The sequence below is a fragment of the Caballeronia sp. ATUFL_F1_KS39 genome (assembly GCF_023630985.1).
GTDB lineage: Bacteria > Pseudomonadota > Gammaproteobacteria > Burkholderiales > Burkholderiaceae > Caballeronia > Caballeronia zhejiangensis.
The window spans coordinates 149,362-172,793 of sequence record NZ_JALQDZ010000001.1 but is presented as its reverse complement, the minus strand read 5'-3'; the positions used below and the strand labels follow the sequence as shown (position 1 = coordinate 172,793).

The 23,432-nt window shown below is 64.2% G+C and carries 22 protein-coding genes; 17 read left to right on the top strand and 5 right to left on the bottom strand.

Annotated elements, in window-relative coordinates; genetic code table 11:
• The first annotated feature begins 2 nt into the window (after positions 1-2).
• The 6 genes from bioB to NCR93_RS00820 are packed head-to-tail and all read left to right on the top strand — an operon-like array spanning position 3 to position 4,980.
• Positions 3-1,046: a biotin synthase BioB gene (bioB, locus tag NCR93_RS00845; protein WP_250532132.1), complete on the top strand. Its 1,044-nt coding sequence runs from the start codon at positions 3-5 to the stop codon at positions 1,044-1,046.
• Between the two features lie 19 nt (positions 1,047-1,065).
• On the top strand, positions 1,066-2,007 hold the full coding sequence (locus tag NCR93_RS00840; protein ID WP_250532131.1) for a 2-hydroxyacid dehydrogenase: 942 nt from the start codon (positions 1,066-1,068) through the stop codon (positions 2,005-2,007).
• A 25-nt stretch (positions 2,008-2,032) separates the two neighbouring features.
• The gene (locus NCR93_RS00835) at positions 2,033-2,956 is read left to right on the top strand and encodes a hydroxymethylglutaryl-CoA lyase (protein ID WP_008351950.1); all 924 of its coding nucleotides are present in this window, start codon (positions 2,033-2,035) and stop codon (positions 2,954-2,956) included.
• A 16-nt stretch (positions 2,957-2,972) separates the two neighbouring features.
• Entirely contained in the window at positions 2,973-3,470 is a 498-nt protein-coding gene (locus NCR93_RS00830; protein WP_250507135.1) for a YbaK/EbsC family protein, read from the top strand.
• A gap of 44 nt (positions 3,471-3,514) precedes the next feature.
• Entirely contained in the window at positions 3,515-4,072 is a 558-nt protein-coding gene (locus tag NCR93_RS00825; RefSeq protein WP_250507156.1) for a DUF1289 domain-containing protein, read from the top strand.
• Positions 4,069-4,980 (top strand): MBL fold metallo-hydrolase, encoded by a 912-nt coding sequence (locus NCR93_RS00820; RefSeq protein WP_250507134.1) that lies wholly within the window; start codon positions 4,069-4,071, stop codon positions 4,978-4,980. Before NCR93_RS00825 ends, NCR93_RS00820 begins: the two co-directional genes overlap by 4 nt.
• Before the next feature lie 177 nt (positions 4,981-5,157).
• Here NCR93_RS00820 and NCR93_RS00815 read toward each other — a convergent pair whose 3' ends face one another.
• On the bottom strand, positions 5,158-6,048 hold the full coding sequence (locus NCR93_RS00815) for an alpha/beta fold hydrolase (RefSeq protein WP_175979726.1): 891 nt from the start codon (positions 6,046-6,048) through the stop codon (positions 5,158-5,160).
• Between the two features lie 259 nt (positions 6,049-6,307).
• Between NCR93_RS00815 and NCR93_RS00810 the strand changes: the two genes are divergently transcribed.
• A complete protein-coding gene (locus tag NCR93_RS00810) occupies positions 6,308-7,270 on the top strand; it encodes an NAD(P)H-dependent flavin oxidoreductase (RefSeq protein ID WP_008351955.1) in 963 nt (320 codons plus the stop codon).
• Positions 7,271-7,338: 68 nt separating this feature from the next.
• Here the strand turns inward: NCR93_RS00810 and NCR93_RS00805 are convergent, their stop codons facing one another.
• Together NCR93_RS00805 and NCR93_RS00800 are read right to left on the bottom strand one after the other, a co-directional pair.
• Positions 7,339-8,448 carry a porin gene (locus NCR93_RS00805; protein ID WP_008351956.1) on the bottom strand — a complete coding sequence of 370 codons (1,110 nt, stop codon included), beginning with the start codon at positions 8,446-8,448 and terminating at the stop codon, positions 7,339-7,341.
• Positions 8,449-8,956: 508 nt separating this feature from the next.
• Positions 8,957-9,325 carry a hypothetical protein gene (locus NCR93_RS00800; RefSeq protein ID WP_034470363.1) on the bottom strand — a complete coding sequence of 123 codons (369 nt, stop codon included), beginning with the start codon at positions 9,323-9,325 and terminating at the stop codon, positions 8,957-8,959.
• 513 nt (positions 9,326-9,838) lie between these two features.
• On the opposite strand from NCR93_RS00800, the gene NCR93_RS00795 reads away from it, so the two are divergent.
• The 9 genes from NCR93_RS00795 to NCR93_RS00755 all read left to right on the top strand — a co-directional run bounded on the left by NCR93_RS00795 (position 9,839) and on the right by NCR93_RS00755 (position 17,557).
• Positions 9,839-10,858, top strand: coding sequence for a bile acid:sodium symporter family protein (locus tag NCR93_RS00795; RefSeq protein ID WP_033536558.1), 1,020 nt, complete (start codon positions 9,839-9,841; stop codon positions 10,856-10,858).
• A gap of 321 nt (positions 10,859-11,179) precedes the next feature.
• On the top strand, positions 11,180-12,217 hold the full coding sequence (locus NCR93_RS00790; protein ID WP_250532130.1) for an acyl-CoA dehydrogenase family protein: 1,038 nt from the start codon (positions 11,180-11,182) through the stop codon (positions 12,215-12,217).
• Complete coding sequence (locus NCR93_RS00785; protein ID WP_034470357.1) at positions 12,205-12,996, top strand: PIG-L deacetylase family protein; 792 nt, start codon at positions 12,205-12,207, stop codon at positions 12,994-12,996. Before NCR93_RS00790 ends, NCR93_RS00785 begins: the two co-directional genes overlap by 13 nt.
• Entirely contained in the window at positions 12,993-13,604 is a 612-nt protein-coding gene (locus NCR93_RS00780; protein ID WP_034470354.1) for a class I SAM-dependent methyltransferase, read from the top strand. Before NCR93_RS00785 ends, NCR93_RS00780 begins: the two co-directional genes overlap by 4 nt.
• 203 nt (positions 13,605-13,807) lie before the next feature.
• A complete protein-coding gene (locus tag NCR93_RS00775; RefSeq protein WP_008351968.1) occupies positions 13,808-14,827 on the top strand; it encodes a LacI family DNA-binding transcriptional regulator in 1,020 nt (339 codons plus the stop codon).
• Positions 14,824-16,077: an AGE family epimerase/isomerase gene (locus NCR93_RS00770; RefSeq protein WP_034470352.1), complete on the top strand. Its 1,254-nt coding sequence runs from the start codon at positions 14,824-14,826 to the stop codon at positions 16,075-16,077. The genes NCR93_RS00775 and NCR93_RS00770 overlap by 4 nt, the downstream gene beginning before the upstream one ends.
• 5 nt (positions 16,078-16,082) lie before the next feature.
• Entirely contained in the window at positions 16,083-16,994 is a 912-nt protein-coding gene (locus tag NCR93_RS00765; RefSeq protein ID WP_008351973.1) for a carbohydrate kinase family protein, read from the top strand.
• Between the two features lie 65 nt (positions 16,995-17,059).
• A complete protein-coding gene (locus tag NCR93_RS00760; RefSeq protein ID WP_008351974.1) occupies positions 17,060-17,281 on the top strand; it encodes a hypothetical protein in 222 nt (73 codons plus the stop codon).
• A 30-nt stretch (positions 17,282-17,311) separates the two neighbouring features.
• A complete protein-coding gene (locus NCR93_RS00755) occupies positions 17,312-17,557 on the top strand; it encodes a hypothetical protein (RefSeq protein WP_008351976.1) in 246 nt (81 codons plus the stop codon).
• On the opposite strand, the gene NCR93_RS00750 is transcribed toward NCR93_RS00755, so the two are convergent.
• Complete coding sequence (locus NCR93_RS00750) at positions 17,554-18,204, bottom strand: glutathione S-transferase family protein (RefSeq protein WP_034470349.1); 651 nt, start codon at positions 18,202-18,204, stop codon at positions 17,554-17,556. The two genes, NCR93_RS00755 and NCR93_RS00750, sit on opposite strands and share 4 nt — an antisense overlap.
• Positions 18,205-18,438: 234 nt before the next feature.
• On the opposite strand from NCR93_RS00750, the gene NCR93_RS00745 reads away from it, so the two are divergent.
• Positions 18,439-22,005 carry an indolepyruvate ferredoxin oxidoreductase family protein gene (locus NCR93_RS00745; protein ID WP_250532129.1) on the top strand — a complete coding sequence of 1,189 codons (3,567 nt, stop codon included), beginning with the start codon at positions 18,439-18,441 and terminating at the stop codon, positions 22,003-22,005.
• On the opposite strand, the gene NCR93_RS00740 is transcribed toward NCR93_RS00745, so the two are convergent.
• Complete coding sequence (locus NCR93_RS00740; RefSeq protein WP_008351986.1) at positions 22,006-23,322, bottom strand: EAL domain-containing protein; 1,317 nt, start codon at positions 23,320-23,322, stop codon at positions 22,006-22,008.
• Positions 23,323-23,432 lie beyond the last annotated feature (110 nt).

Genomic DNA, 23,432 nt, shown 5'->3' with positions numbered 1-23,432 from the left:
ACATGACACAGCAAATCGCCACTGAGACCACCTCGAAAACCACGCCGCAACCGGTGCAGCGCTGGCGCGTCGCCGATGTCGTCGCGCTGTACGAACTGCCGTTCAACGATCTGCTCTTCCGCGCGCAGACCGTGCATCGCGAACACTTCGATCCGAACGCGGTGCACTTGTCCACGCTGCTGTCGATCAAGACGGGCGGCTGCGAGGAAGATTGCGCGTACTGTCCGCAGTCGGTGCATCACGACACCGGCCTCAAGGCCGAAAAACTGATGGACGTCGATGAAGTCCTGAAGGCCGCCGAAGTCGCGAAGTCGAACGGTGCGACGCGCTTTTGCATGGGCGCGGCGTGGCGCAATCCGAAGGATCGCCATCTCGAGCCGATCAAGGACATGATTCGCGGCGTGAAGGCGATGGGTCTCGAAACCTGCGTGACGCTCGGCATGCTCGAAGCGCATCAGGCGCAAGGCTTGCGCGACGCCGGCCTCGATTACTACAACCACAATCTCGACACGTCGCCGGAGTTCTACGGCCAGATCATTTCGACGCGCACGTATCAGGATCGCCTCGATACGCTCGAACACGTTCGCGACGCGGGCATCAACGTGTGCTGTGGCGGGATCGTCGGCATGGGCGAATCGCGACGCGAACGCGCGGGACTGATCTCGCAGCTCGCGAACATGGAGCCGTATCCGGAATCGGTGCCGATCAACAATCTCGTGCAGGTCGCGGGCACGCCGCTCACCGGCGTCGACGCGCTCGATCCGTTCGAGTTCGTGAGGACGATCGCGGTCGCGCGCATCACGATGCCGAAGGCGATGGTGCGTCTGTCCGCCGGACGCGAGCAGATGGATGAAGCGTTGCAGGCGCTGTGCTTCGCGGCGGGCGCAAACTCGATCTTCTACGGCGATCAGCTTCTGACGACGAGCAACCCGCAAGCCGAAGCCGACCGCAAGCTGATCGAGCGCCTCGGCATGCGCGCGGAAGCCGCGCAGAACGCCGGCGCGCAGGAAGCCGAACGCGGTTGCGGACACAAGCACGCGAACTAAACGGAAAACGGACGCGGCCATGAAAATCATCTTCTTCGAGAAGGGCGCCGATATCGACGCGTGGCTCGGCGGCCTGAAACGCGAGTTGCCCGATGCGGACCTGCGCGTATGGGAGCCGGGCGACACCGCGAGCGCCGACTACGCGATCGTGTGGCGCGCGCCGCGCGAGCTCTTTGCGAATCGTCCCGATCTTCAGGCCGTGTTCAATCTCGGCGCGGGCGTCGACGCGATTCTCGATGTCGAGCGCCGCGAACCCGGCACGCTGCCGCCGAACGCGAAGCTCGTGCGTCTCGAAGACACCGGCATGGCGCAGCAGATGGTCGAATACGCGACGTACTGCGTGCTGCGCTACCTGCGCCGCTTCGACGAATACGACGCGCTGCAACGCGAAGGCCGCTGGGAAAAACTGCCGCAGCACGCGCGCGAATCGTTCACTGTCGGCGTGCTCGGGCTCGGCGTGCTCGGCGCGGAAGTCGCGAAGGGTTTGCTGAAACTCGGCGTGCCCGTGCGCGGATACAGCCGCACGCCGAAGACGATCGAAGGCGTCCACGTTCACGCGGGCGCGGACGAATTCGACGCGTTTCTCGACGGCGTAAAAGTGCTCATCAATCTGTTGCCGCACACGCCGGACACCGAAGGCATTCTGAACGCGCGCACGTTCGGCAAGCTCGCGCGCGGCGCGTATCTGGTGAACGTGGCGCGCGGCCCGCATCTCGTCGATGCCGATCTCATCGCCGCGCTCGACAGCGGCCAGATCGCCGCCGCGACGCTCGATGTCTTCCACACCGAGCCGCTGCCGCAGGAACATCCGTTCTGGACGCATCCGCGCGTGTCGGTGACGCCGCATATTTCGGCGGAAACGCTGCGCGAGGAAAGCATCGTGCAGATCGCCGGCAAGATCAAAGCGCTCGCGCGCGGCGAGCCGATCAGCGGCATCGTCGATTTCAAGCGCGGGTACTGAGACCACATCGAAAGGAGACAGAGACATGATTCCGTCAAAAGTGAAAATCGTCGAAGTCGGGCCGCGCGACGGCCTGCAGAACGAAAAGGAATTCGTGCCCACCGAAACCAAGATCGAGCTCGTGAACCGGCTCGCGCGGGCGGGCATCGTGAACGTGGAATCGACATCGTTCGTGTCGCCGAAATGGGTGCCGCAAATGTCCGACGCCGCCGCACTCATGGCCGGCATCGAGCGCCGTCCGGGCACGATCTACTCCGTGCTCACGCCGAACATGCGCGGCTTCGAAGGCGCGCTCGAAGCCAAAGCCGATGAAATCGTGATCTTCGGCGCGGCGAGCGAGGCGTTCTCGCAGAAGAACATCAATTGCAGCATCGCGGAGAGCATCGCGCGCTTCGAGCCGGTCGCGAAAGCCGCGAAGGACGCCGGCATGCGGCTGCGCGGATCCATCTCGTGCGCGCTCGGCTGTCCGTATCAGGGCGAAGTGAGCATCGAATCGGTCGTGGATGTCGTCGAACGCATGAAAGCGCTCGGCTGCGACGAGATCGATATCGCCGATACCATCGGCGTCGGCACGCCCAAACGCACGCGCGAAGTGCTCGCGGCAGCGCAGAAAGCGTTTCCGCGCGAGCGCCTTTCCGGACATTTCCACGACACGTACGGGCAAGCCATCGGCAACATTTATGCGGCGCTGCTCGAAGGCATCGAGATCTTCCACGCGTCGGTGGCGGGGCTCGGCGGCTGTCCGTATGCGAAGGGCGCGACTGGGAATGTCGCGACCGAAGACGTCGTGTATCTGATGAACGGGCTCGGCATCGAGACCGGCGTCGATCTGGATCAGCTCGTCGATATCGGCGATTTCATTTCGCGCGCGATCGGCAAGCCGAGTTCGTCGCGTGCAGGAAAGGCGATCTTCACGAAGAAACGCGACGGCGCCGCCGCCTGCGTCTGAACAACAAAGGACAAAGATGATCGATCAATTGCCCGATTCCGCGCGCCGCGTCGCGCTCTTGTTGAAGGAACGCGGCCATCCGCATGACGTCGTGATGCTGCCCGAAACCGGCAAGACGTCGGCGGAAGCGGCGGCCGGCCTCGGCTGCGACGTCGCGCAGATCGCCAAGTCGATTCTGTTTCGCCGCAAGGAAGACGACGCGCCCGTGCTCGTGATCGCGAGCGGCGCGAATCGCGTCGATGAAGCGAAGGTCGCGGCGCGCGTCGGCGCTCTGGCGCGCGCGGACGCGAAGTTCGTGCGCGAGAAGACCGGCTACGCGATCGGCGGCGTGTGCCCGATCGGCCATGCGGTCACGCCGGTCACGCTCATCGACGAAGACCTGCTCGCGCTCGACAGCCTGTGGGCGGCGGCCGGGCATCCGCACGCGGTGTTCAATCTGTCGCCGCGGGAATTGATCGAGCTGACGGGCGCGCCGGTCGCGGACGTCGCGTTGCGCGAGACGGCGGAATCGTGACGAATGTGACGGACATTGCGTCGCCGTGCGTCGATGTATGCCGCATGAATCCGGAGACCGGTTTCTGCGACGGCTGCTTTCGCAACATCGACGAAATCGCCGCGTGGTCCTCCCATGACGATGACGCGAAACGCGCGGTGCTCGCGCGCGTCGAGAGCCGTCGTCAGGGCGCGCGCGTGGTGACGCTCGGCGAATCGTTCGACGCGACGCTCACGCTGCCGCCCGATTCGATCAAGCACTTCGCGACGCTCGTCAACGATCTCAACCCGCTGCATCACGACGACGCCTACGCGCGCGCAAGCCGTTTCCGTGCGCTGATCGCATCGGGCACGCAGCCGACCGCGCATCTGATGGCGATGCTCGCCACGCACTTCTCGAAATACGCGCAGCCGCTCGGACTCGAATTCGGCATCAGGCTGACGCGCGCGGTGAAGGCGAACGACGTGCTCGCGATGTCCTGGCGCGTGACCGAAGCGAAGTGGAAAGCGAGTCTGAACGGGGATCTCGTGAAGCTGGAAGGCGACGCGCGCAATCAGCTCGGCGAAACGGTGATGAAGGCGACGGCGACCATCGTCGTGATGCCGCTGGAGACACGCGCGTGAGAACGCTGCCGGAGTCGATGACGGTCATCGAGCGCGGCTGGCTCTCGTCGAACAACGTGCTGTTCAGAAGCGCCGAAGGCACCGCGATCGTCGATACGGGCTATGTATCCCACGCGCCGCAAACGCTCGCGCTGGTCAAACAAAAGCTCGGCGCGCGCAAGCTCGATCTGATCGTCAACACGCATCTGCATTCGGATCATTGCGGCGGCAACGCGCTGCTCCAGCGCACGTACGCCTGCGACACGCTGATTCCCGCAAGCGAAGCGCACGCCGTGTGCGCATGGGACGAAGACGCGCTCACGTTTCGCGCGACCGGCCAGCGCTGCGATCGCTTCGATTTCACGGGCACGATCGCGCACGGCGCGACGCTCGCGCTCGGCGGCTTCGACTGGAACGTGCTCGGCGCGCCGGGCCATGATCCGCATTCGCTGATGCTCCATTGCCCCGAGACGCGCGTGCTCATCAGCGCGGACGCGTTGTGGGAAAACGGCTTCGGCGTGATCTTTCCCGAACTCGAAGGCGACAGCGGTTTCGCGGAAGAACGCGCGGTGCTCGAACTCATATCGACGCTCGACGTCGATATCGCGATTCCCGGCCACGGCGCGCCGTTCACGGACGTTGCGCGCGCGCTCGAGGTCGCTTCGTCGCGACTCGATTACTTGCAGGCCGATCCCGCGCGCAACGCGAAGAACGCGCTCAAGGTGCTGATCGTCTTCAAGTTGATGGAAGTGCGCACGATGACGCTCGATGCGCTCGTCACGATGACGCAAGACGCCCGCGCGATGCGCGCCGCCGCCGATGCGCTCGCGCCATCGGGCGAATGTCATACGCTCGTCGAGAAAATCGTCGGGGAACTGGCGCGCGGCGGCTCGGTGAACGTGAGCGGCGAAACCGTGTCGGTGGCCTGAACCGCCCGAGTGCACAAAAAGAAAGCCGCTTGTCAGCTACGGCAAGCGGCAGAATCATATGGACGTGATCAACGTCCCAAGTATCGTATCGCGACACTATTTCACGTGCATCGGTGCTTTCCCTACAAAATTGTAACGACACCTGAATTCACGTAAAGCCCAATGCCGGCGCGGGTTTCAGGGCGCATCTGCCTCGAAGAACGCGAGCATTTCCGCGAGCAGCATGTCGGGCTGTTCCTCGGGAATGTAGTGCCCGCACGGCAGCGCGCGGCCGCTCACGTCGCGTGCGACGCGCCGCCATTCGTCGAGCGCGTCGAAGCGCCGTCCGATGACGCCTTGCTCGCCCCACAGCACGCGCAGCGGACAGGCGATCTTCATGCCGCGTTCGAGATCGGCGCGTTCGTGTTCGAGGTCGATGCCCGCCGACGCGCGATAGTCCTCGCACGTCGCGAAGATCGCACCCGGCGCGGCAAACGCGTCGCGATACGCCCGCAACGCATGCGGCGCGAAGGGCGCAAATCCCGCTTGGCCACTGCCCAATAGCCGATCGATATATGCGTCCGGGTTGCCGCCGATCAGCAATTCCGGCAGCGGCGACGGCTGGATCAGCATGAACCAGTGGAAGTTTGCAGTCGCGAATTCGCGGTCGGTAGCGTCGTACATCGCGAGCGTCGGCGCGATGTCGAGCAGCATCAGACGATCGACGGCGTCGGGGAAATCCATCGCCATGCGATGCGCGACCCGCGCGCCGCGATCGTGCGCGCAGACAAGAAACTGTTCGAAGCCGAAGTGACGCATGACCGCGACCTGATCGCCGGCCATCGCGCGCTTCGAATACGGCGTGTGATGCGTGTCGCTTTCCGGCTTTCCCGACGCGCCGTAGCCGCGCAGATCGCTGGCGATCACCGTGAAGTGCTTCGCAAGCTCGCCGGCGCACTTGTGCCAGATCTCGTGCGTTTGCGGATGTCCGTGCAGGAGCAAGAGCGGCGGCCCCTCGCCGCCTTTCATCCCGGCGATCTCGACGCCGCCCGCATCGACGCGAAACGGCTCGTAGTCTTTGAACGACATTGTGTTTTCTTGTTCGTGGCGTTGCGGACCATTGTAGGCGCGCTCGCGCAGTCGCCGATGCCGTGGCGAGCGTGGAAACGCCGAAACCGAATACTTCTTCGGGAAATGGCGGATGTTTCGGCGGCGATGTCGTGCATATAATCGAACGATCGTTCGCTGGCCACGCGTGCCTTCCGGAAAATGATCGTGCGTGCCGGATCGCGCGCCAGTTCTCTAGAATGGTTTAACGCTGCTCGGACACACTCAGGAGATTCGTGCCATGGCTCTGCCCGCCATCTTGCAGCACCTCAGCTTGCCCGTCGTCGGCTCGCCGATGTTCATCGTCAGTTATCCCGAGCTCGTGCTTGCGCAATGCAAGGCGGGCATCGTCGGCTCTTTTCCGGCGTTGAACGCGCGTCCCGCCGAACTGCTCGACGAATGGCTCACGCAGATTCAAAGCGAGCTCGCCGCGCACAAGGCCGCGAATCCCGATGCCGTGATCGGGCCGATCGCGGTCAATCAGATCGTTCATCAGTCGAATGCGCGGCTCGAACAGGACGTGCGCGTGTGCGTCGAGCATGAGGTGCCGATCTTCATCACGAGCCTGCGCGCGCCGGTCAAGGAGATGATCGACGCCGTGCATTCGTACGGCGGCATCGTGCTGCACGACGTCATCAACTTGCGGCACGCGCAGAAAGCGCTCGAAGCGGGCGTCGACGGCCTCATTCTCGTCGCGGCGGGCGCGGGCGGCCACGCGGGGACGACGTCGCCGTTCGCGCTCGTCGGCGAAGTGCGGCGCATGTTCGACGGCCCGATCGTGCTGTCGGGCGCGATCGCCAATGGCGGCTCGATCCTCGCGGCGCAAGCGATGGGCGCGGACCTCGCCTACATGGGCACGCGCTTCATCGCGACGAAGGAAGCGCACGCGCTCGAGGAATACAAGCGCGCGATCGTCGATGCAACCGCCGCCGACATCATCTACACGAATCTCTTCACGGGCGTGCATGGCAACTACATCCGCGAGAGCATCGTCAATGCGGGACTTGATCCCGATGCGCTGCCCGTCTCCGACAAGAACGCGATGAACTTCGCCGAAGGCACGAGCAAGGCGAAGGCGTGGAAGGAAATCTGGGGCGCGGGCCAGGGCGTCGGGCTGATGGAGGACGTGCCGAGCGTCGCGGAACTGGTCGAGCGTCTGAAGCGCGAATACGACGACGCGAAGGCGCGCCTCGCGATCGGCTGATTTTTTGTGCCGTAGAAAGCAAAACACCGCGCCCTTGAGCGCGGTGTTTTCGTTCGATGCGAAACGCTTTAGAACTTCGCGCGGAGACCGACGCCGAAGGTATCGCCCGTCGACATACCCGTGTACTTGTCGTTCAGGTACGCGGCGTAGACGTCGGTGCGCTTCGACAGCGGATAGTCGTAGCCGAGCGCCCAGCTCTTGTGCGTCTGATCGAGACCGCCGTTGCTGCGCGAGTACGCATACGACGCCATCACCGTGCCCGGGCCGAGCGGAACCGTCACACCGCCTTGTCCGGTGTTGACGTGGAACGTGCCGGGGCCTTCGTAGTCGTTCTTCGTGTACATGTACTGCGCGAAGAACTTGACGTACTTCATGTCGTACGACGCGCCCAACTGGCCGACGCTCTGGCTCTTGTAGCCCGGCGAAGCGAAGCCGTCCACCGACGTCAGATCGCCCGGGGTGTTGTTGAAGTTCACGTACTGATAGACGCCCGTCGCCGCGAACGGACCGTGGAAGTACAGGAACTGCGCGCTGTACTTCTTCGAGCGGCCGTCGCCGGCGGTGTTGCCGAAGCTGTACATCACGCTGCCCGACAGACCGTTGAAGTCAGGCGATGTGTACTGGACCGAGTTGTTCCAGCCCGAATCGCCGATCACGCCCTGATCCGTGCGGTACGTCGGGAATGTGCCCGCGCCGAGGAACACGTGATAGACCATCGGCGAGAAGACGTACGAATCGACGAACGGGTTGAACAGGATCGTCGAGACGAAGAGTTGCGTCGTCAGGCGGCCCGCGGTGAACGTGCCGATCGGACCTTGAATGCCGACGTACGAGTTGCGCGCGAAGAAGGTGTCGCCCTGGAAGCGTCCGTACTGACCGTTCTGCGCGCGGAAGAAGCTTTCCAACGTGAAGATGGCCTTGTAGCCGCCGCCGAGATCCTCGGCGCCCTTCAAGCCCCAGTACGACGTCGACATGCCGCCGCCGCTCACGTTCCAGGCACGATCGCCGCCGGGAAATTTCTGCGCGCCGACCCATTCGTCGACCTGTCCATACAGCGAAACGCTCGATTGCGCGTGCGCCGTGCCCGCGGCGAAGAGGCCGAACATCGCTGCGGCGACCGCGGTGGCCTTGACCGTTGTTTTCACCGTAGTCATTGCACGGTTGACGGTTGACTTCATGAACTCTCCTGTTCTTTGTCGAAAATTGAAATCTTTGCGGGCGAGTTGCGTTGCGCTCGCCTCGTCTGACCGGCATAACGGTTTAGTGGGCGAAGAGGCATCGCGTGTGGAGCGGCACCATCTTTACGGACCATTTTTCCGGTCAAAAATGTTTTTGGTTATTGCGGGTATAGCGGTTCGAATACTTCCCGCCCCGCCCGCGCGCAGGAAGGGACGCTTTGCCTCAGGCTCGCGATGGCCGGATCGACAACCGGCGAGATGCGCAGCGAGTACCGGCGCGCCTCTCCAAGCGTCGAAAGGCGTTTGAAATTAAGAATTTCGGACATTTTCCCGCGCAGGCCGCATTGTCCTTGCGCGGAAAAAAGAGCGGAACGTCTGAGGGAAATTCGATGCGCAACTGTGGCGAGATTACGTCATCGTGACAGCGAAGCTAGACGCGCAAACGGTTTTGCGCTCCGCGCGGTGAACGCGGCGAAACGGAGGTCAGCTCAGGAAGACTGCGGAGCGTTCAGTTGCGGTAGTTCGCGTTCGTCGGCGCGCGACCGTCGTCGGCCGGACGGCCGGGGGGGCGCGGCAGGCTGCGCTCTTCGTTGTAGCGCGTGATGTCGGCGCGAATCGAGCCCGCGCCACGCAGCGGCACCGTTTGATCGCCCCGCGGGCCCGGACGCACTTCGGCGCTAACGGGCGTCAAGCCGTCTTTGGCGGCGACCGGCGTGTAATGCAGCGATTGCCTGCTGGCGCCGGAATCGGTGAGGACTGTCGACGGCAGCCACTCGACGCGCGGCCCGGCAAGCGCGAGCGAACCCGCCACCGCGAGCGCGCCAAGCGCTGCGGATGCGAAAAGCCGGGTAGTGTTGCGAATGCCTGTGAGCGCCATGTCGAAACAGCCTGCGTCCGACCGATATTTCCGTCCGTGAATGGAAAGCGGAGACTTTCGCTTCAGGCGGACAACCGGCGGCAGTCGGAACATTCGGGGCCTTGCATCGAGCGATGCATAAACCCGCCAACCGGTGTATTCAACAATTTATTTCGCGCCGCGAAAGCAGTCGAGCCAAAAAGTGTTAGGCCCGCTCGATGGTTGTAACACCATGTTACGTCAGAGTTTTTCGCTGCCGCCTAGCATTTCGGACGACCAAACATATGAAGAACAAACGTGCTGGACAAAAGAATCTGACGGCCGCGAAATTGGCTCGCGCGCGGCCCGAGTTTTGCTGTAGCGCTCATTCGGCCTTCCTCGTGCACAGGTCGTTTCATGTGGACGTGTCATCAATCGATCCAGTAAATGAATTTGCCAATTTAATCGGGTGCGAGCGAAAATCATGGTTTTTCCTGACTTGACGCAAAAAACGCCCCGCCCAGCGGCCGGCGTGTCCAAGTACGAGACTCTTTGATGGCACGGCCCAAACTTCTTCCCGACAACTTCACGCTGGCGCTCGTCGGCACCGTCATCGTCGCGAGCTTTCTGCCCTGCCGCGGCGGCGCGGCGGTCGCATTCAACTGGATCACCGATATCGCCATCGGCCTCTTGTTCTTCCTGCATGGCGCGAAGCTTTCCCGCGAGGCGATCATCGCCGGCGCGACGCACTGGCGGCTGCATCTCGTCGTGCTGCTCAGCACCTTCGCGCTCTTTCCACTGCTCGGGCTCGCGCTCAAACCGGTGCTGACGCCGCTCGTGACGCCGGCGCTCTACACCGGCATCCTGTTTCTGTGCACGCTGCCGTCCACGGTGCAGTCGTCGATTGCGTTCACGTCGATGGCAAAGGGCAACGTGCCGGCCGCCGTGTGCAGCGCGTCCGCGTCGAGCCTGCTCGGCATTTTCATCACGCCGGCGCTCGTCGGGATCGTCGTGAGCAATCACGGCGCGACGACCGGCTCGCCGTGGCACACCGTCGGCAACATCACGCTGCAACTGCTCGTGCCGTTCATTGCCGGGCAATTGCTGCGGCCGGCCATCGGCAAGTGGATCGACAGGCATCGCGCGATGCTCAAGTTCGTCGATCAGGGCTCGATTCTGCTCGTCGTGTACGTCGCGTTCAGCGAAGCCGTGAACGAAGGCATCTGGCATTCGATTTCGCTCGGGACGCTCGCGGGGCTGCTCGCGGTCAATATCCTGTTGCTGGCGGCGGCGCTGTTCATCACGGCGTTCACGGCCAAGCGCCTCGGCTTCTCGCGCGCCGACCAGATCACGATCATCTTCTGCGGTTCGAAGAAGAGTCTCGCGTCCGGCATTCCGATGGCGAAGGTGATTTTCGCGTCGCACGCGGTCGGTGCGGTCGTGCTTCCGCTCATGCTTTTCCACCAGATTCAATTGATGGTGTGCGCGGTGCTCGCGCAGCGCTGGGGCGCACGCAAAACTGCGCCCGAAGCCGCGCGCGAGAACAAGGCCGTCGGAGCGCCCGCCCGCCGCTGATTCACGCCCGTCCGCGAACGGCGCCCGCTGGTTCGCCATATTCGATCCCTTTCCAGAAGGCCGCCGCGTGCGGCCTTTTGCGTCATTTGAACCCGGCCACGCTCAAGCGACCATTCAGCCAAGCGACATAAGCCAGAAAGCCTGACTTTTCACATCGATTCGTCGGAACCCGTTGCCGCGCGTCCGGCACTTTGGCCTACGTCTTTCGGCTGAATGGTGCTCGGGCATGTCCCTTGCCACACTCTTGTTCAAAACCGGGCAGAAACGGACACGGCGCGCCATGTGGACACAACGCATCAAACTTAAACAGCGGATGGACCGATGAACTGCGTCGAACAGCATGCGACGGCCTCCGCCTTGCGCGACTTTCTCGGCAAGTTGCCGTTTCAACGCGGCAACGCCGAAGAAACAGGCCGCGCGCTTCATGCGCTGATCGGCGCGGGTCTCGATCGCCTTCCCTTGCCGGGCCGGGGAAACACGGCTGAGCGCTGGCGCGCGTTGGGCGCGGTCGCAGCCTTCGACCTCTCTTTGGTCAAGCTCTACGAAGGCCACACGGACGCGCTCGCCATCCTCGCCGAACTGGGCGGCCCGCCACCCGACGACGGCAGCGCGTGGGCCGTCTGGGCAGCCGAACCGCCGAGCGCGCGCTTGTTGGCGCTGGGTGACGCCGGCTCACAGATCGTCGCGCTGGACGGCACGAAGGCATGGTGCTCCGGAGCGGCATCGGTCACGCATGCGCTCGTAACCGCGTGGAACGAGCGCGACGAACCGGTTCTCGCCGCCGTCGATCTGCGGCAGAACGGCGTGAAAGTCACCGGTTCCGGCTGGCAGGCGGTCGGCATGGAGGCGAGCGCGAGCGTCGACGTGCGCTTCGAGCGAGTACGCGCGCAGTTGGTCGGTCCGCCGCGTGGTTATCTCGAGCGCCCTGGTTTCTGGCAGGGCGGCGCGGGCATTGCCGCGTGCTGGTTCGGCGCGGCATCGGGCATTGCAGCGTTCGTCGCGCGCGATACAAAGCATCGCGCGGGGCCGCACAAGCTCGCGCATCTCGGTGCGATCGATACGGCGCTATCCGCGACGGCCGCGTTGCTGCGCGAGACGGCGGCGTTCATCGAACGCGAGCCGCAGGCCGACGCCATGGTGCCGACGATGCGTGCGCGCCTCGCGGCCGAACATGTGGCAACGCTGGTCGTGGAGCGCGCGGGCCGCGCGCTGGGCGCCGGCCCGCTCTGCCGCGACGCGCACTTCGCGCAGTTGATGGCCGATCTGCCGGTTTTCATTCGACAAAGCCACGCCGAGCGTGACGAAGCATCGCTCGCCGAGCACGTCATAGAGGAGGAAAGGATTTCATGGCAAGTGTGACCACGCAAGCGCCTACCGACGAAACGGCCACTGACCGCGCCATACGCGGCGAAGGCACGCCCGAAGCCGCATGGCAGGGATGGGCGCGTCTGAATGCGCTGCCCGAAGTCGATCCGGCGGAACTGGTGCCGCTCGGCAGCCGGGCCGTCGTCGTTGCGCCACACCCCGACGATGAAATCCTCGGCACCGGCGGCCTGCTCGCTCGACTGTCGGAGATCAGCCGGCACATTCTCATCATCGCCGCAACAGACGGCACGGCAAGTCACCCGAAGTCATCCGAATGGCCGCCGGAACGTCTTGCACGCGTACGTCCGCAGGAAACGAGGGCTGCGCTGCAACGGCTGCATCTGCGTCAGGTCCAGGTAGTCCGGCTCGGGCTCCAGGACGGCGATCCTGACCAGATCGAATCGAGTTTGTCAGGATGCCTGTCGGAGTACCTTCAACCGGGCGACATAGTTTTCACGACATGGCGCTATGATGGTCACCCCGACCACGAGGCGGCCGGGCGCGCCGTTCAGTCCGCGGCACAAGCGCTCGATCTGCCTTGTGTGGAGGTGCCGCTCTGGACCTGGCACTGGGCGTCGCCGGACGATACGCGCGTGCCATGGAGCCGTGCTCGCCGCATCGTGCTCGACGGCGCCACGCATGCCCGGAAGCTTCGGGCCGTGCAGGCTTTTCGGAGCCAGCTCGACCCCGACGCCACCACCGGACAAGCGCCAGTGCTGCCCGAGCATGTGCTGGCAAGGCTTACACGGCCTTTCGAAGTCGTACTCATATGAACAACACCAACAACAATACTAAGCAGTACTTCGATACTCTTTATCGAGATAACGACGATCCCTGGAAAATCAGGCATCGATGGTATGAACGGCGCAAACGCGCGCTCCTGCTCGCCTCGCTTCCGCACGAACGCTATGCGCGCGCATTCGAGCCAGGCTGCGGCAACGGCGAACTGACGGCGCTGCTCGCGCCACGCTGCGACGAGCTGATCGCAACCGACATCGCCGAGGACGCCGTCGCGCTCACGCGGCAACGCGTCGCGGAATATCGGAACGTCGATGTCCGGCAGATGCTGCTGCCCGACTGCTGGCCCACCGGCAAGTTCGATCTCGTCGTGATCAGCGAGATCGGCTATTACCTCGACGAGCCGCAGCTATGGCACATCGTCGAGCATATACACCAAAGCTTGTCGCACGACGGCGCGGTCGTCGCGTGTCACTGGCGTCGGCCGATCGAAGGCTGGCTTCAGAACGGCGACGAAGTCCACGCAAAGCTGCGCGGCCGCATGAGTCTGCCGCTGCTAAGCCACTATTGGGACGACGATCTGATCCTCGACGTATGGACGCCCGACAAGCGCTCGGTTCACGACCGCGAAGCCGCGGCGTAATGTTTCCGTATTTTTACTAAACAAATAACTCGCAAGGAATCGCATATATAACAACGGCCTACTGGTTTTCTCCAATCTTCGCTGACGCTAGGTTCGAGGCTTTTTACTATACAATCGCCTCGAACAAGTGAACCGGCCGAGCGCGCGCAACATCGCGCCTGAGCGGAAAACAGCCGAGAAAAGCGGAGACAGAGAACACCACGATGGCCACCACCATTCGCGATGTCGCGCGCGCGGCAAGCGTCTCGATCGGGACGGTTTCGCGCGCGCTCAAGAATCAACCAGGCTTGTCCGAGGCGACGCGCGTGCGCGTCGTCGAAGTGGCGCAGCAACTCGGCTACGATTCGGCTCAGTTGCGCACGCGCATTCGTCGCGTGACCTTTCTGCTGCATCGGCAGCACAACAATTTCGCCGTCAGCCCTTTCTTTTCCCATGTGCTGAACGGTTTCGAGGAAGCGTGCCGCGAGCGGCGGCTCGTGCCATCCGTGCTCACGGCCGGTCCGACGCACGATCTCGCGCAGCAGATGCGCCTGCACGCGCCGGACGCTATCGCGGTCGCGGGTTTCGTCGAGCCGGAACTGCTCGCGCATCTGCATTCGCTCGCGCGGCCCACCGTGCTGATCGACCTGCGCGCGCCGGGATTCCGCTCCGTCAACATCGACAATGTGACCGGCGCGTCGCTCGCGATGCAGCATCTGTTCGCGCAAGGGCGGCGGCGCATCGCGTTCATCGGCGGATCGCTCGCGCATTACAGCATCGCGCAACGCGCGCTCGGCTATCGGAAAGCATATTTCGATGCCGGCCAGCTTTTCGATCCGACGCTCGAGGTCATGACGCAGCCGGGCCTGACCGCCGATCAGGCCGCCGCCGACGCGATGGAACGCCTCATCGCGGAAGCCCGCGCGCAATCCGGTCCCCTGCCCGACGCCGTTTTCGCCTATAACGATGCAGCGGCCCTCGCCGCGATGCGCGTCTGTCTCGCGCACGGCTTGCGCGTGCCGGACGACATCGCGTTCGTCGGTTTCGACGACATTCCGGCCGCCGCCCAAAGCACGCCGCCGCTCTCGACCGTGACCGTCGACAAGGAAGCGCTCGGGCGCCGCGGTGTCGAATTGCTGTTGGAAGATCAATCGAGCCCGCCGAGCCAGGCCGACACGCTCGTCGCCGTCAATTTCGTTCCTCGCGCGAGCTCGGGCACGAAACAGGACATCAGCACGCCATGAACATGACCGCCTCACCTGCCCTCGCGGAACCGGCGCCAGCAGAACGCGCGATCGATTTCCGCAGCCGCGACTTCCTGCTCTCCCACGTACGCGACACGCTCGCGTTCTACGCGCCGAACGCGCGCGATCCGTCCGGCGGTTTCTTTCATTTCTTCAAGGACGACGGCAGCGTCTATAACCGCACGACGCGCCATCTCGTCAGCAGCACGCGCTTCGTCTTCAACTACGCGATGGCCTTCCGCCACTTCGGCGACGCGCGCTATCGGGACGACGCGCATCACGCGTTCAGATTCCTGCGCGACGCCCACTGGGACGCCGCGAACGAAGGTTACGACTGGGAAATCGAGTGGCACGACGGCCAGAAGCGCACGCTCGACGGCACGCGCCACTGCTACGGCACGGCGTTCGTGCTGCTCGCATGCGCGCACGCGGCGATGGCGGGCATCGACGAAGCCAGGCCGATGATCGACGAAACCTTCGCGCTGATGGAAAAGCGTTTCTGGGACGCCGACGCCGGCCTCTACGCCGACGAAGCCACGCCCGACTGGCGGCTTTCGGACTATCGCGGGCAGAACGCGAACATGCACGCGACCGAGGCGCTGCTCGCGGCTTACGAGGCGACGGGTCACGTCATCTATCTGGATCGCGCGGAAAAGATCGCGGGCAACATCACGCTGCGGCAGGCGAAGCTGTCGCACGGCATGGTGTGGGAGCATTTTCATCGCGACTGGTCGGTCGACTGGCATTACAACGAATCGGACAGTTCGAACATCTTCCGTCCGTGGGGTTTTCAGCCGGGTCATCAGATCGAATGGGCGAAGCTGCTGCTGATTCTGGAGCGGCACCGCGCGCTGCCGTGGCTCTCGGCGCGCGCCGTCGAACTGTTCGACGCCGGCTTCAACCGCGCGTGGGACAGCCGTCACGGCGGCCTCTACTACGGCTTCGGCCCGGACGACACCATCTGCGACCACGACAAGTATTTCTGGGTGCAGGCCGAAGGCTTCGCGGCGGCGGCGCTGCTCGGCGCGCGCACGGGACGCGAGCGTTTCTGGGATTGTTATGACGAACTCTGGCGCTATAGCTGGGAGCACTTCGTCGATCACGAATACGGCGCGTGGTATCGCATTCTGACGTGCGACAACCGCAAGTACGGCGACGAGAAAAGTCCCGCCGGCAAGACCGACTACCACACGATGGGCGCGTGCTACGAAGTGCTGAACGCGCTGGCCCCGACTTCGACTCAACGGTGACAAGCATGGCAAGCGAGCAAACCACTTTTCCGCAATTCGTTTCCGCGGGCGACATCCTCACCGACATGATCCGCACGGACGTGTCGAGCTGGCTTTCGCGTCCGGGCGGCGCGGGCTGGAACGTCGCGCGCGCGGTCGCGCGGCTCGGCCTGCCGACGGCCTGCGCCGGCTCGCTCGGCACGGACAATTTCTCCGACGATCTGTGGGACGCGAGCGTCGCTTCGGGCCTCGACATGCGCTTCATGCAGCGCGTCGAGCGTCCGCCCTTGCTCGCGATCGTCCACAAGACGCAGCCGCCCACGTACTACTTCATGGGCGAGAACGGCGCCGATCTCGCGTTCGATCCGTCGCGGCTGCCGCAAGGCTGGATGGAGCGCGTGAAGTGGGCGCATTTCGGCTGCATCAGCCTCGTGCGTCAGCCGCTCGGCGCGACGCTTGCCGCGCTCGCCCGTCAGTTGCGCGAACACGGCGTGAAGATCAGCTTCGATCCGAACTATCGCAATTTGATGGAGCACGGCTACGAGCCGATCCTGCGCAACATGGCGGGCCTCGCCGATCTGATCAAGGTGTCCGACGAAGATCTGCACATGCTGTTCAAAGGCATGCCCGAAGCCGACGCGCTCGCGAAAATCCGCGCGATGAACCGCCAAGCCACCGTGCTCGTCACGCGCGGCTCGTCGGAAGCCACGCTCTATGCCGGCGACGAGCAATACAGCGCGCGTCCGCCGAGCGTCGAAGTGGCCGATACGGTCGGCGCGGGCGATGCGTCCATCGGCGGATTGCTCTATAGCTTGATGGCGCGTCACGGCGAATGGCCCGAACATCTGAAGTTCGCGCTCGCGGCGGGCGCGGCGGCGTGCCGTCATTCGGGCGCGCATTCGCCGTCGCTGGATGAGGTCGAGGCGTTGCTGAAATAAGCGTCGCACGCGTTACATATCAGCGTGCTAGCATGGATTCGTCCTTGCCTGGAGGCGAATCCATCATGGAAGACACCACCTACACGAAAGGCATCTACACCGCGACGATCGGCGTGCGCGCCATCGACGGCGGTCAGTACCAGGGCCTCGTCTCGCTCGCACGCGACGACGGCGAAGATACCGAAGCGACGCTCTACGAAGTGGAAGCCGCGTCGGGCAACGAAGAAGAAGCGCTCAACGAAGCGCGCGCGCTCGCGCACCGCATCCTCGGGGAAATCGAGTTGTAGCCACGCTGCATGGCCGCATCGGAGGACAACATGCCGGAGCAGATCTTCCTTTATGGCGTCTACGCCATCCACGTGAGGCCGGTCGAGCTGCAGGGCTCGCGCTGGGACGCGGAGTACGAGATCCGTCATCACGACAAGGCGGTGCAGACGTGGACGACCGTCGGCGGCGACGACGGTCTCGCCGATCGCGCCGAAGCCGTCGAGCTGGCGCATCGGCGCGCGGTGTCGGATATCGAAGCCGGCGCGGGCATTCCCAAGCCGCGCGCGTTTCCCTAACTCTCGCTCGACGAATGCACGACGCCCGCGTGGCTGTTCAGCGCCAGCCGCTCGGCCTCGCGATGATCGATCGCTGACGCGCGCTCGTAGCCCTCGCGCCCGAGCGCGCGTTCGACGTAATCGAAAAGCACCCCCTGCGGCTCGATCAGCTTCGCCCTGAACGCGATCTGCAGCGTGCTCGCCGCGAGAATGTCCGCGGCGGTGAATTGCTCGCCGAGCAGCCACGGCCCCTCTTCCAGCGCGTTTTCGATCGCGTGCTCGACGCGCGCGAGATCGCCCCATCCGAAACTCACCGTGTTGCCTTGCGCGCCGGTCACGCGTTCGGCCATCGCGGGTTCGAGACACGAACCGGTGAAAAACATCCACTGCAGAAAGCGCCCGCGCGACGGATCGTGCAGCGGCACGCCGAGCGTCGTTTCCGGATAGCGATCCGCCAGATACAGCAGCACCGCGCCCGATTCGGCCACGCGCACGCTGCCGTCTTCCAGCGCGGGCAGCTTCGACATCGGATTGACGCGGCAGAAGTTCGGATCGTTCTGCGCGCCGGCTCGGATGTTCACGAACTCCAGTTGATACGGCACGCGCATTTCTTCGAGCATCCACAGCGCGCGAAAGGCGCGCGTCTTCGGCCAGTAAAAGAGCTTCATCGGCTGCAATCGGGTTGGCTGTCGAGGCATTCAGGTTAGCCCTTTCGCGCGCCGACGCCCGATCCGGGTTTACGCGAAGCACGGACAGATCGAGGAAATTTCTCTCGCGTATCTCGAAAATCAGCCCGATGTTTCTCGGCGCGACGGTATTCGCTGCGAGTAAGCAAAAACATTCCGCTTTTGTCGGCAAAGAATGTCGCATTGCCTCGCATACCTACAAGACACGGAGATCTCATGAACGCGCGCGTCCCCGCCGATGCCTTTTTTCCTCCCGCGCTGTCGGACTATCAACTCGGCGACAACCTCTCCGCCACGAAAGGCCAGATCTTCCTCACCGGCACGCAGGCGCTCGTGCGTCTCGTTTTGATGCAGCGCGAACTCGACCGCGCCGCCGGCCTGAACACCGCTGGCTTCATCAGCGGATATCGCGGCTCGCCGCTCGGCATGGTCGATCAGCAATTGTGGAAAGCGAAGAAACTGCTCGCGTCGCACGATGTGCGCTTCTTGCCCGCGATCAACGAGGAACTCGGCGGCACGGCCGTGCTCGGCACGCAGCGCGTCGAATCGGACGCGGAACGCACCGTCGATGGCGTGTTCGCGATGTGGTACGGCAAAGGCCCGGGCGTCGATCGAGCAGGCGATGCGCTCAAGCACGGCAACGCGTACGGCTCGTCGCCGCACGGCGGCGTGCTCGTCGTCGCGGGCGATGACCACGGCTGCGTGTCGTCGTCGATGCCGCATCAGAGCGATCAGACGATGATCTCCTGGCACATGCCGGTGGTGAATCCGTCGAACGTCGCCGACATGCTGGAGTTCGGCATCTACGGCTGGGCGCTGTCGCGCTTTTCGGGCGCGTGGATCGGCTTCAAGGCGATTTCGGAGACGGTCGAATCCGGCTCGACCGTCGATCTCGATGCGCTCAGGCTCGACTGGCAAGCGCCGCAAGATTTCACGCCGCCGGCGGGCGGCCTGCACAACCGCTGGCCCGATCTGCCGAGCCTCACGATCGAAGCGCGTCTCGCGGCGAAGATCGAGGCCGTGCGCCACTTCGCGCGCACGAACAGCATCGACAAGTGGATCGCGCCGAGCCCGCGTGCGAACGTCGGCATCGTGACGTGCGGCAAGGCGCATCTCGATCTGATGGAAGCGCTGCGCCGCCTCGATCTCACCGTCGACGATCTCGACCGCGCGGGCGTGCGGATCTACAAGGTCGGGCTGTCATATCCGCTCGAAACGACGCGGCTCGAGACCTTCGTCGAAGGTCTGAGCGAAGTGCTCGTCATCGAGGAGAAAGGCCCGGTCATCGAGCAGCAGATCAAGGACCATCTGTATAACCGCGTCGACGGCGCGCGGCCGATCGTCATCGGCAAGAACGCTCGCGACGGCGCGCAACTGCTTTCCGCGCTCGGCGAATTGCGTCCGTCGCGCGTGTTGCCGGTGTTCGCGGACTGGCTCGCGCGTCACAAGCCGGCGCTCGATCGCCGCGACAAAGTGGTCGATCTGGTCGCGCCGCAAATCCTGTCGAATGTCGCCGATGCCGTGAAGCGCACGCCCTATTTCTGCTCGGGCTGCCCGCACAACACCTCGACGAAAGTGCCGGAAGGCTCGGTCGCGCAGGCGGGCATCGGCTGTCACTTCATGGCGTCGTGGATGGAGCGCGACACGACCGGTCTCATCCAGATGGGCGGCGAAGGCGTCGACTGGGCGTCGCACTCGATGTTCACGAAAACGCCGCACGTCTTTCAGAATCTCGGCGACGGCACGTACTTTCATTCCGGCATTCTCGCGATTCGTCAGGCCGTGGCGGCGAAGGCGAACATCACGTACAAGATTCTGTATAACGACGCCGTCGCGATGACGGGCGGCCAGCCCGTCGACGGCAGCATTTCCGTGCCGCAGATCGCGCGTCAAGTGGAAGCGGAAGGCATCGCGCTGCTCGTCGTCGTGAGCGACGAGCCGGAGAAATACATCGGTCACGAAGATCAGTTTCCGCGCGGCACGACGTTTCATCATCGCGGCGAGCTCGACGACGTGCAGCGCCGTCTGCGCGACACGCCGGGCGTCACCGTGCTCATCTACGATCAGACGTGCGCCGCCGAAAAGCGCCGCCGCCGCAAGAAAGGCGAGTTTCCCGATCCGGACAAGCGGCTTTTCATCAACGAAGCCGTCTGCGAAGGCTGCGGCGATTGCGGCGTGCAATCGAATTGCCTGTCGGTCGAGCCTGTGGAAACGGAACTGGGACGCAAGCGCCGCATCGATCAGTCGTCGTGCAACAAGGATTATTCGTGCGTGAACGGCTTCTGCCCGAGCTTTGTCACGGTCGAAGGCGCGAAGCTCAAGAAGGCCGAAGGCCACGCGTTCGATCCCGCCGAACTCGCGCGCCGCGTCGATGCCTTGCCGCTGCCGCAAGGCCAGCTCGATAACGCGCCGTACGACATCCTCGTGACGGGCGTCGGCGGCACGGGCGTCGTGACGGTCGGCGCGCTCATCAGCATGGCAGCGCATCTGGAAGGCAAGAGCGCGTCGGTGCTCGATTTCATGGGCTTCGCGCAGAAAGGCGGCTCGGTGCTGTCGTTCGTGCGCTTCGCCGCGACCGATGCGCTGCTCAATCAGGTACGCATCGACACGCAACAGGCCGACTTGCTGCTCGCGTGCGACATGGTCGTCGGCGCGAGCCCGGAAGCGCTGCAGACGGTGCGGCACGATCGCACGAAGATCGTCGTGAACACGCACGCGATTCCGAACGCGAGCTTCGTGCAGAACCCCGAAGCGAATCTTCACGCGGATGCGCTGCTCGACAAGATGCGTCACGCCGCCGGCCCCGCCGCGCACGACGCGATGCGCAGTTGCGACGCGCAAGCGCTCGCCCAGCGTTTTCTCGGCGACACCATCGGCGCGAACATTCTGATGCTCGGCTTCGCGTGGCAGCTCGGCCTCGTGCCGCTGTCGCTCGCAGCGTTGATGCGCGCGCTCGAACTGAACAACGTCGCGGTCGCGGCGAACAAGCTGGCGTTTTCGATCGGCCGTCTCGCCGCGCACGACATGAAAGCGCTCGAATCGCTGACCGCTTCGACGCAGCCGAAGCGCATCGTCATGGCGGATATGCCGCTCGCGGAACTCATCGGCGATCGCGAAGCGCGCTTGCTCGCGTATGGCGGCAAGAAGTTCGTCGGGCGCTATCGGTCGCTGCTCGCGAAGGCATCGGCGAATGAGGACGTGAAGCGCGCCATCGCGATCTCGTTCTACAAGCTGCTCGCCGTGAAGGACGAATACGAAGTCGCGCGCCTGCACGCGGACCCGGCGTTCCGCGCCGCGCTCGGCGCGCAGTTCGAAGGCACGGCAGGCTCGGATTACGCGGTGAAGTTCAACTTCGCGCCGCCGGTTCTGTCACACGGCGCGCCGAAGAAGAAAGTGTTCGGCCAGTGGATGTGGCCGGTGCTCGACGGCCTCGCGAAGTTTCGCGCGCTGCGCGGCACCGCGCTCGACGTCTTCGGACGGACGCTCGAACGCCGCATGGAGCGTCAGCTCGCCGACGACTTTGAGATCACCATGACGCGCGCCTTGTCCCGCCTGAACGCCGACAACGCGAAGGACGTGCAAGCCCTCGCCGCGCTGTTCGAGAGAGTGCGCGGCTACGGACACGTCAAGCTCGCGAACGTCGCGATGGTCAAGCGCAGCGAACGCGACATCGCGGCGCGCATCGGCATCGAAGCGGCGACGGGCGACGCGGTGCGCGCCTCCATCGATTCGATGAAGGGCGCGGCATCGCTGAAGGGGATTCCGGTCGTCGTGGCGAAGTAATCAGTCGATATCGTCGGGCAGCCAGTCGATATCGCCGCACAGCACGCAGCGCTTGCCCTGCGCGCGCGTCTCCACGGAGAGCGTGACGCAGGGCATCGCTTCGTTGATCGACAGATACGGCTTCGTCACGTGCACGCGCTCGGGATCGCCGAGCGCCGCGCGGAAGTACGGACGGCGCAGCCAGTTCGCGCCCTGCGCATCGATGAGCGGCAGAAAGCGCGCTTCGTGCGCGGCGCGGTCGGCGCGCAGCACGACGTTGCGGCCGGCCTGCTTGCCGTTCTGATCGAGCAGAAAACAGCGCGCGGCGTTATCGAGCGCGAGGAAATTCCAGCACACTTCTTCGAGCGGCTCCCCCGCCGCGAGCCGCTCGGCCGCGCGCTCGAACGCGCGGATATACGGCTGAAGCCTCGTCGCGACGCGCCGTTCGCGCGCTTCGGTCTGCAGTCGGTAGCGCTCGGTCAGCTCGCCGATCACGTTTTGCGCGTGCGCGCTGTCCGCGAGACCCGGATGCGGCCGCGCGAAGAAAAAGCCCTGCACGAAATCCGCGCCGCTCGCGAGCGCGAGTTGCGCCTCGTGCTCGGTCTCGACGCCTTCGATCAGCACGAGCTTGCCCGCCTGATGCAGCAACGACACGATGCCCGACAGCACCGCCTCCATGTTCTGCCGCTGCTTGAGCGAGCGAGCGGACAGCGGCGCGTGAACGTTGTGGCCGGCGTGCGAAAGCATGACGCGATCGAGTTTGACGATGTCCGGATCGAGCTGCCAGATCCGTTCGATGTTCGTGTGCCCCGCGCCGAAATCGTCGAGCGCGATGAGAAAGCCGTGGTCGCGGAACTGCTGCACCGCGAGCGCGAGCCGCTCGATATCCTCGGCGCTTTGCTCGAGCACTTCCAGCACGACGCGGCGCGGCTCGAGATTCAGGCGCTTCAGATTCGCGAGCAGCGCGGCGGCGTGATACGGCTCGGTCAGCGCGCCGGGATGCACGTTAAGAAAGAGCCATTCGTCCTTCGCGCCGAGCATCCTGAAGTTTTCCAGATGCAGCGCCTGCGCGAGCCGGTCGATCTGCAACGCCTCGCCGACGCGCGATGCCTGCCCGAACACATCGAGCGGCGACACCGGGCGATCGAGCGCATCGTGCGCGCGCAGCAAGCCCTCGTATCCGACGGCGCGCATGTGCGACAGACTGAACACCGGCTGAAAGACGCTCGATAACGTCAACTCGCCGTGTTCGACCGAATAGCGATCGAAGCCCGATGTCACGCCTAGCTCGAAGCTGCGCGCGGAAACCGTCGTCTTCTCGGGATTTGCGATCATCATGCCGATGCCCTCGCCTGAACGCCGTGGCGAAACGCACTCGGCTGCGTGATGCCCCATACCATTGTCATAAGAACTGCCCTCGGTGATCTCGCCGGGAGTCTCTCTGTCCC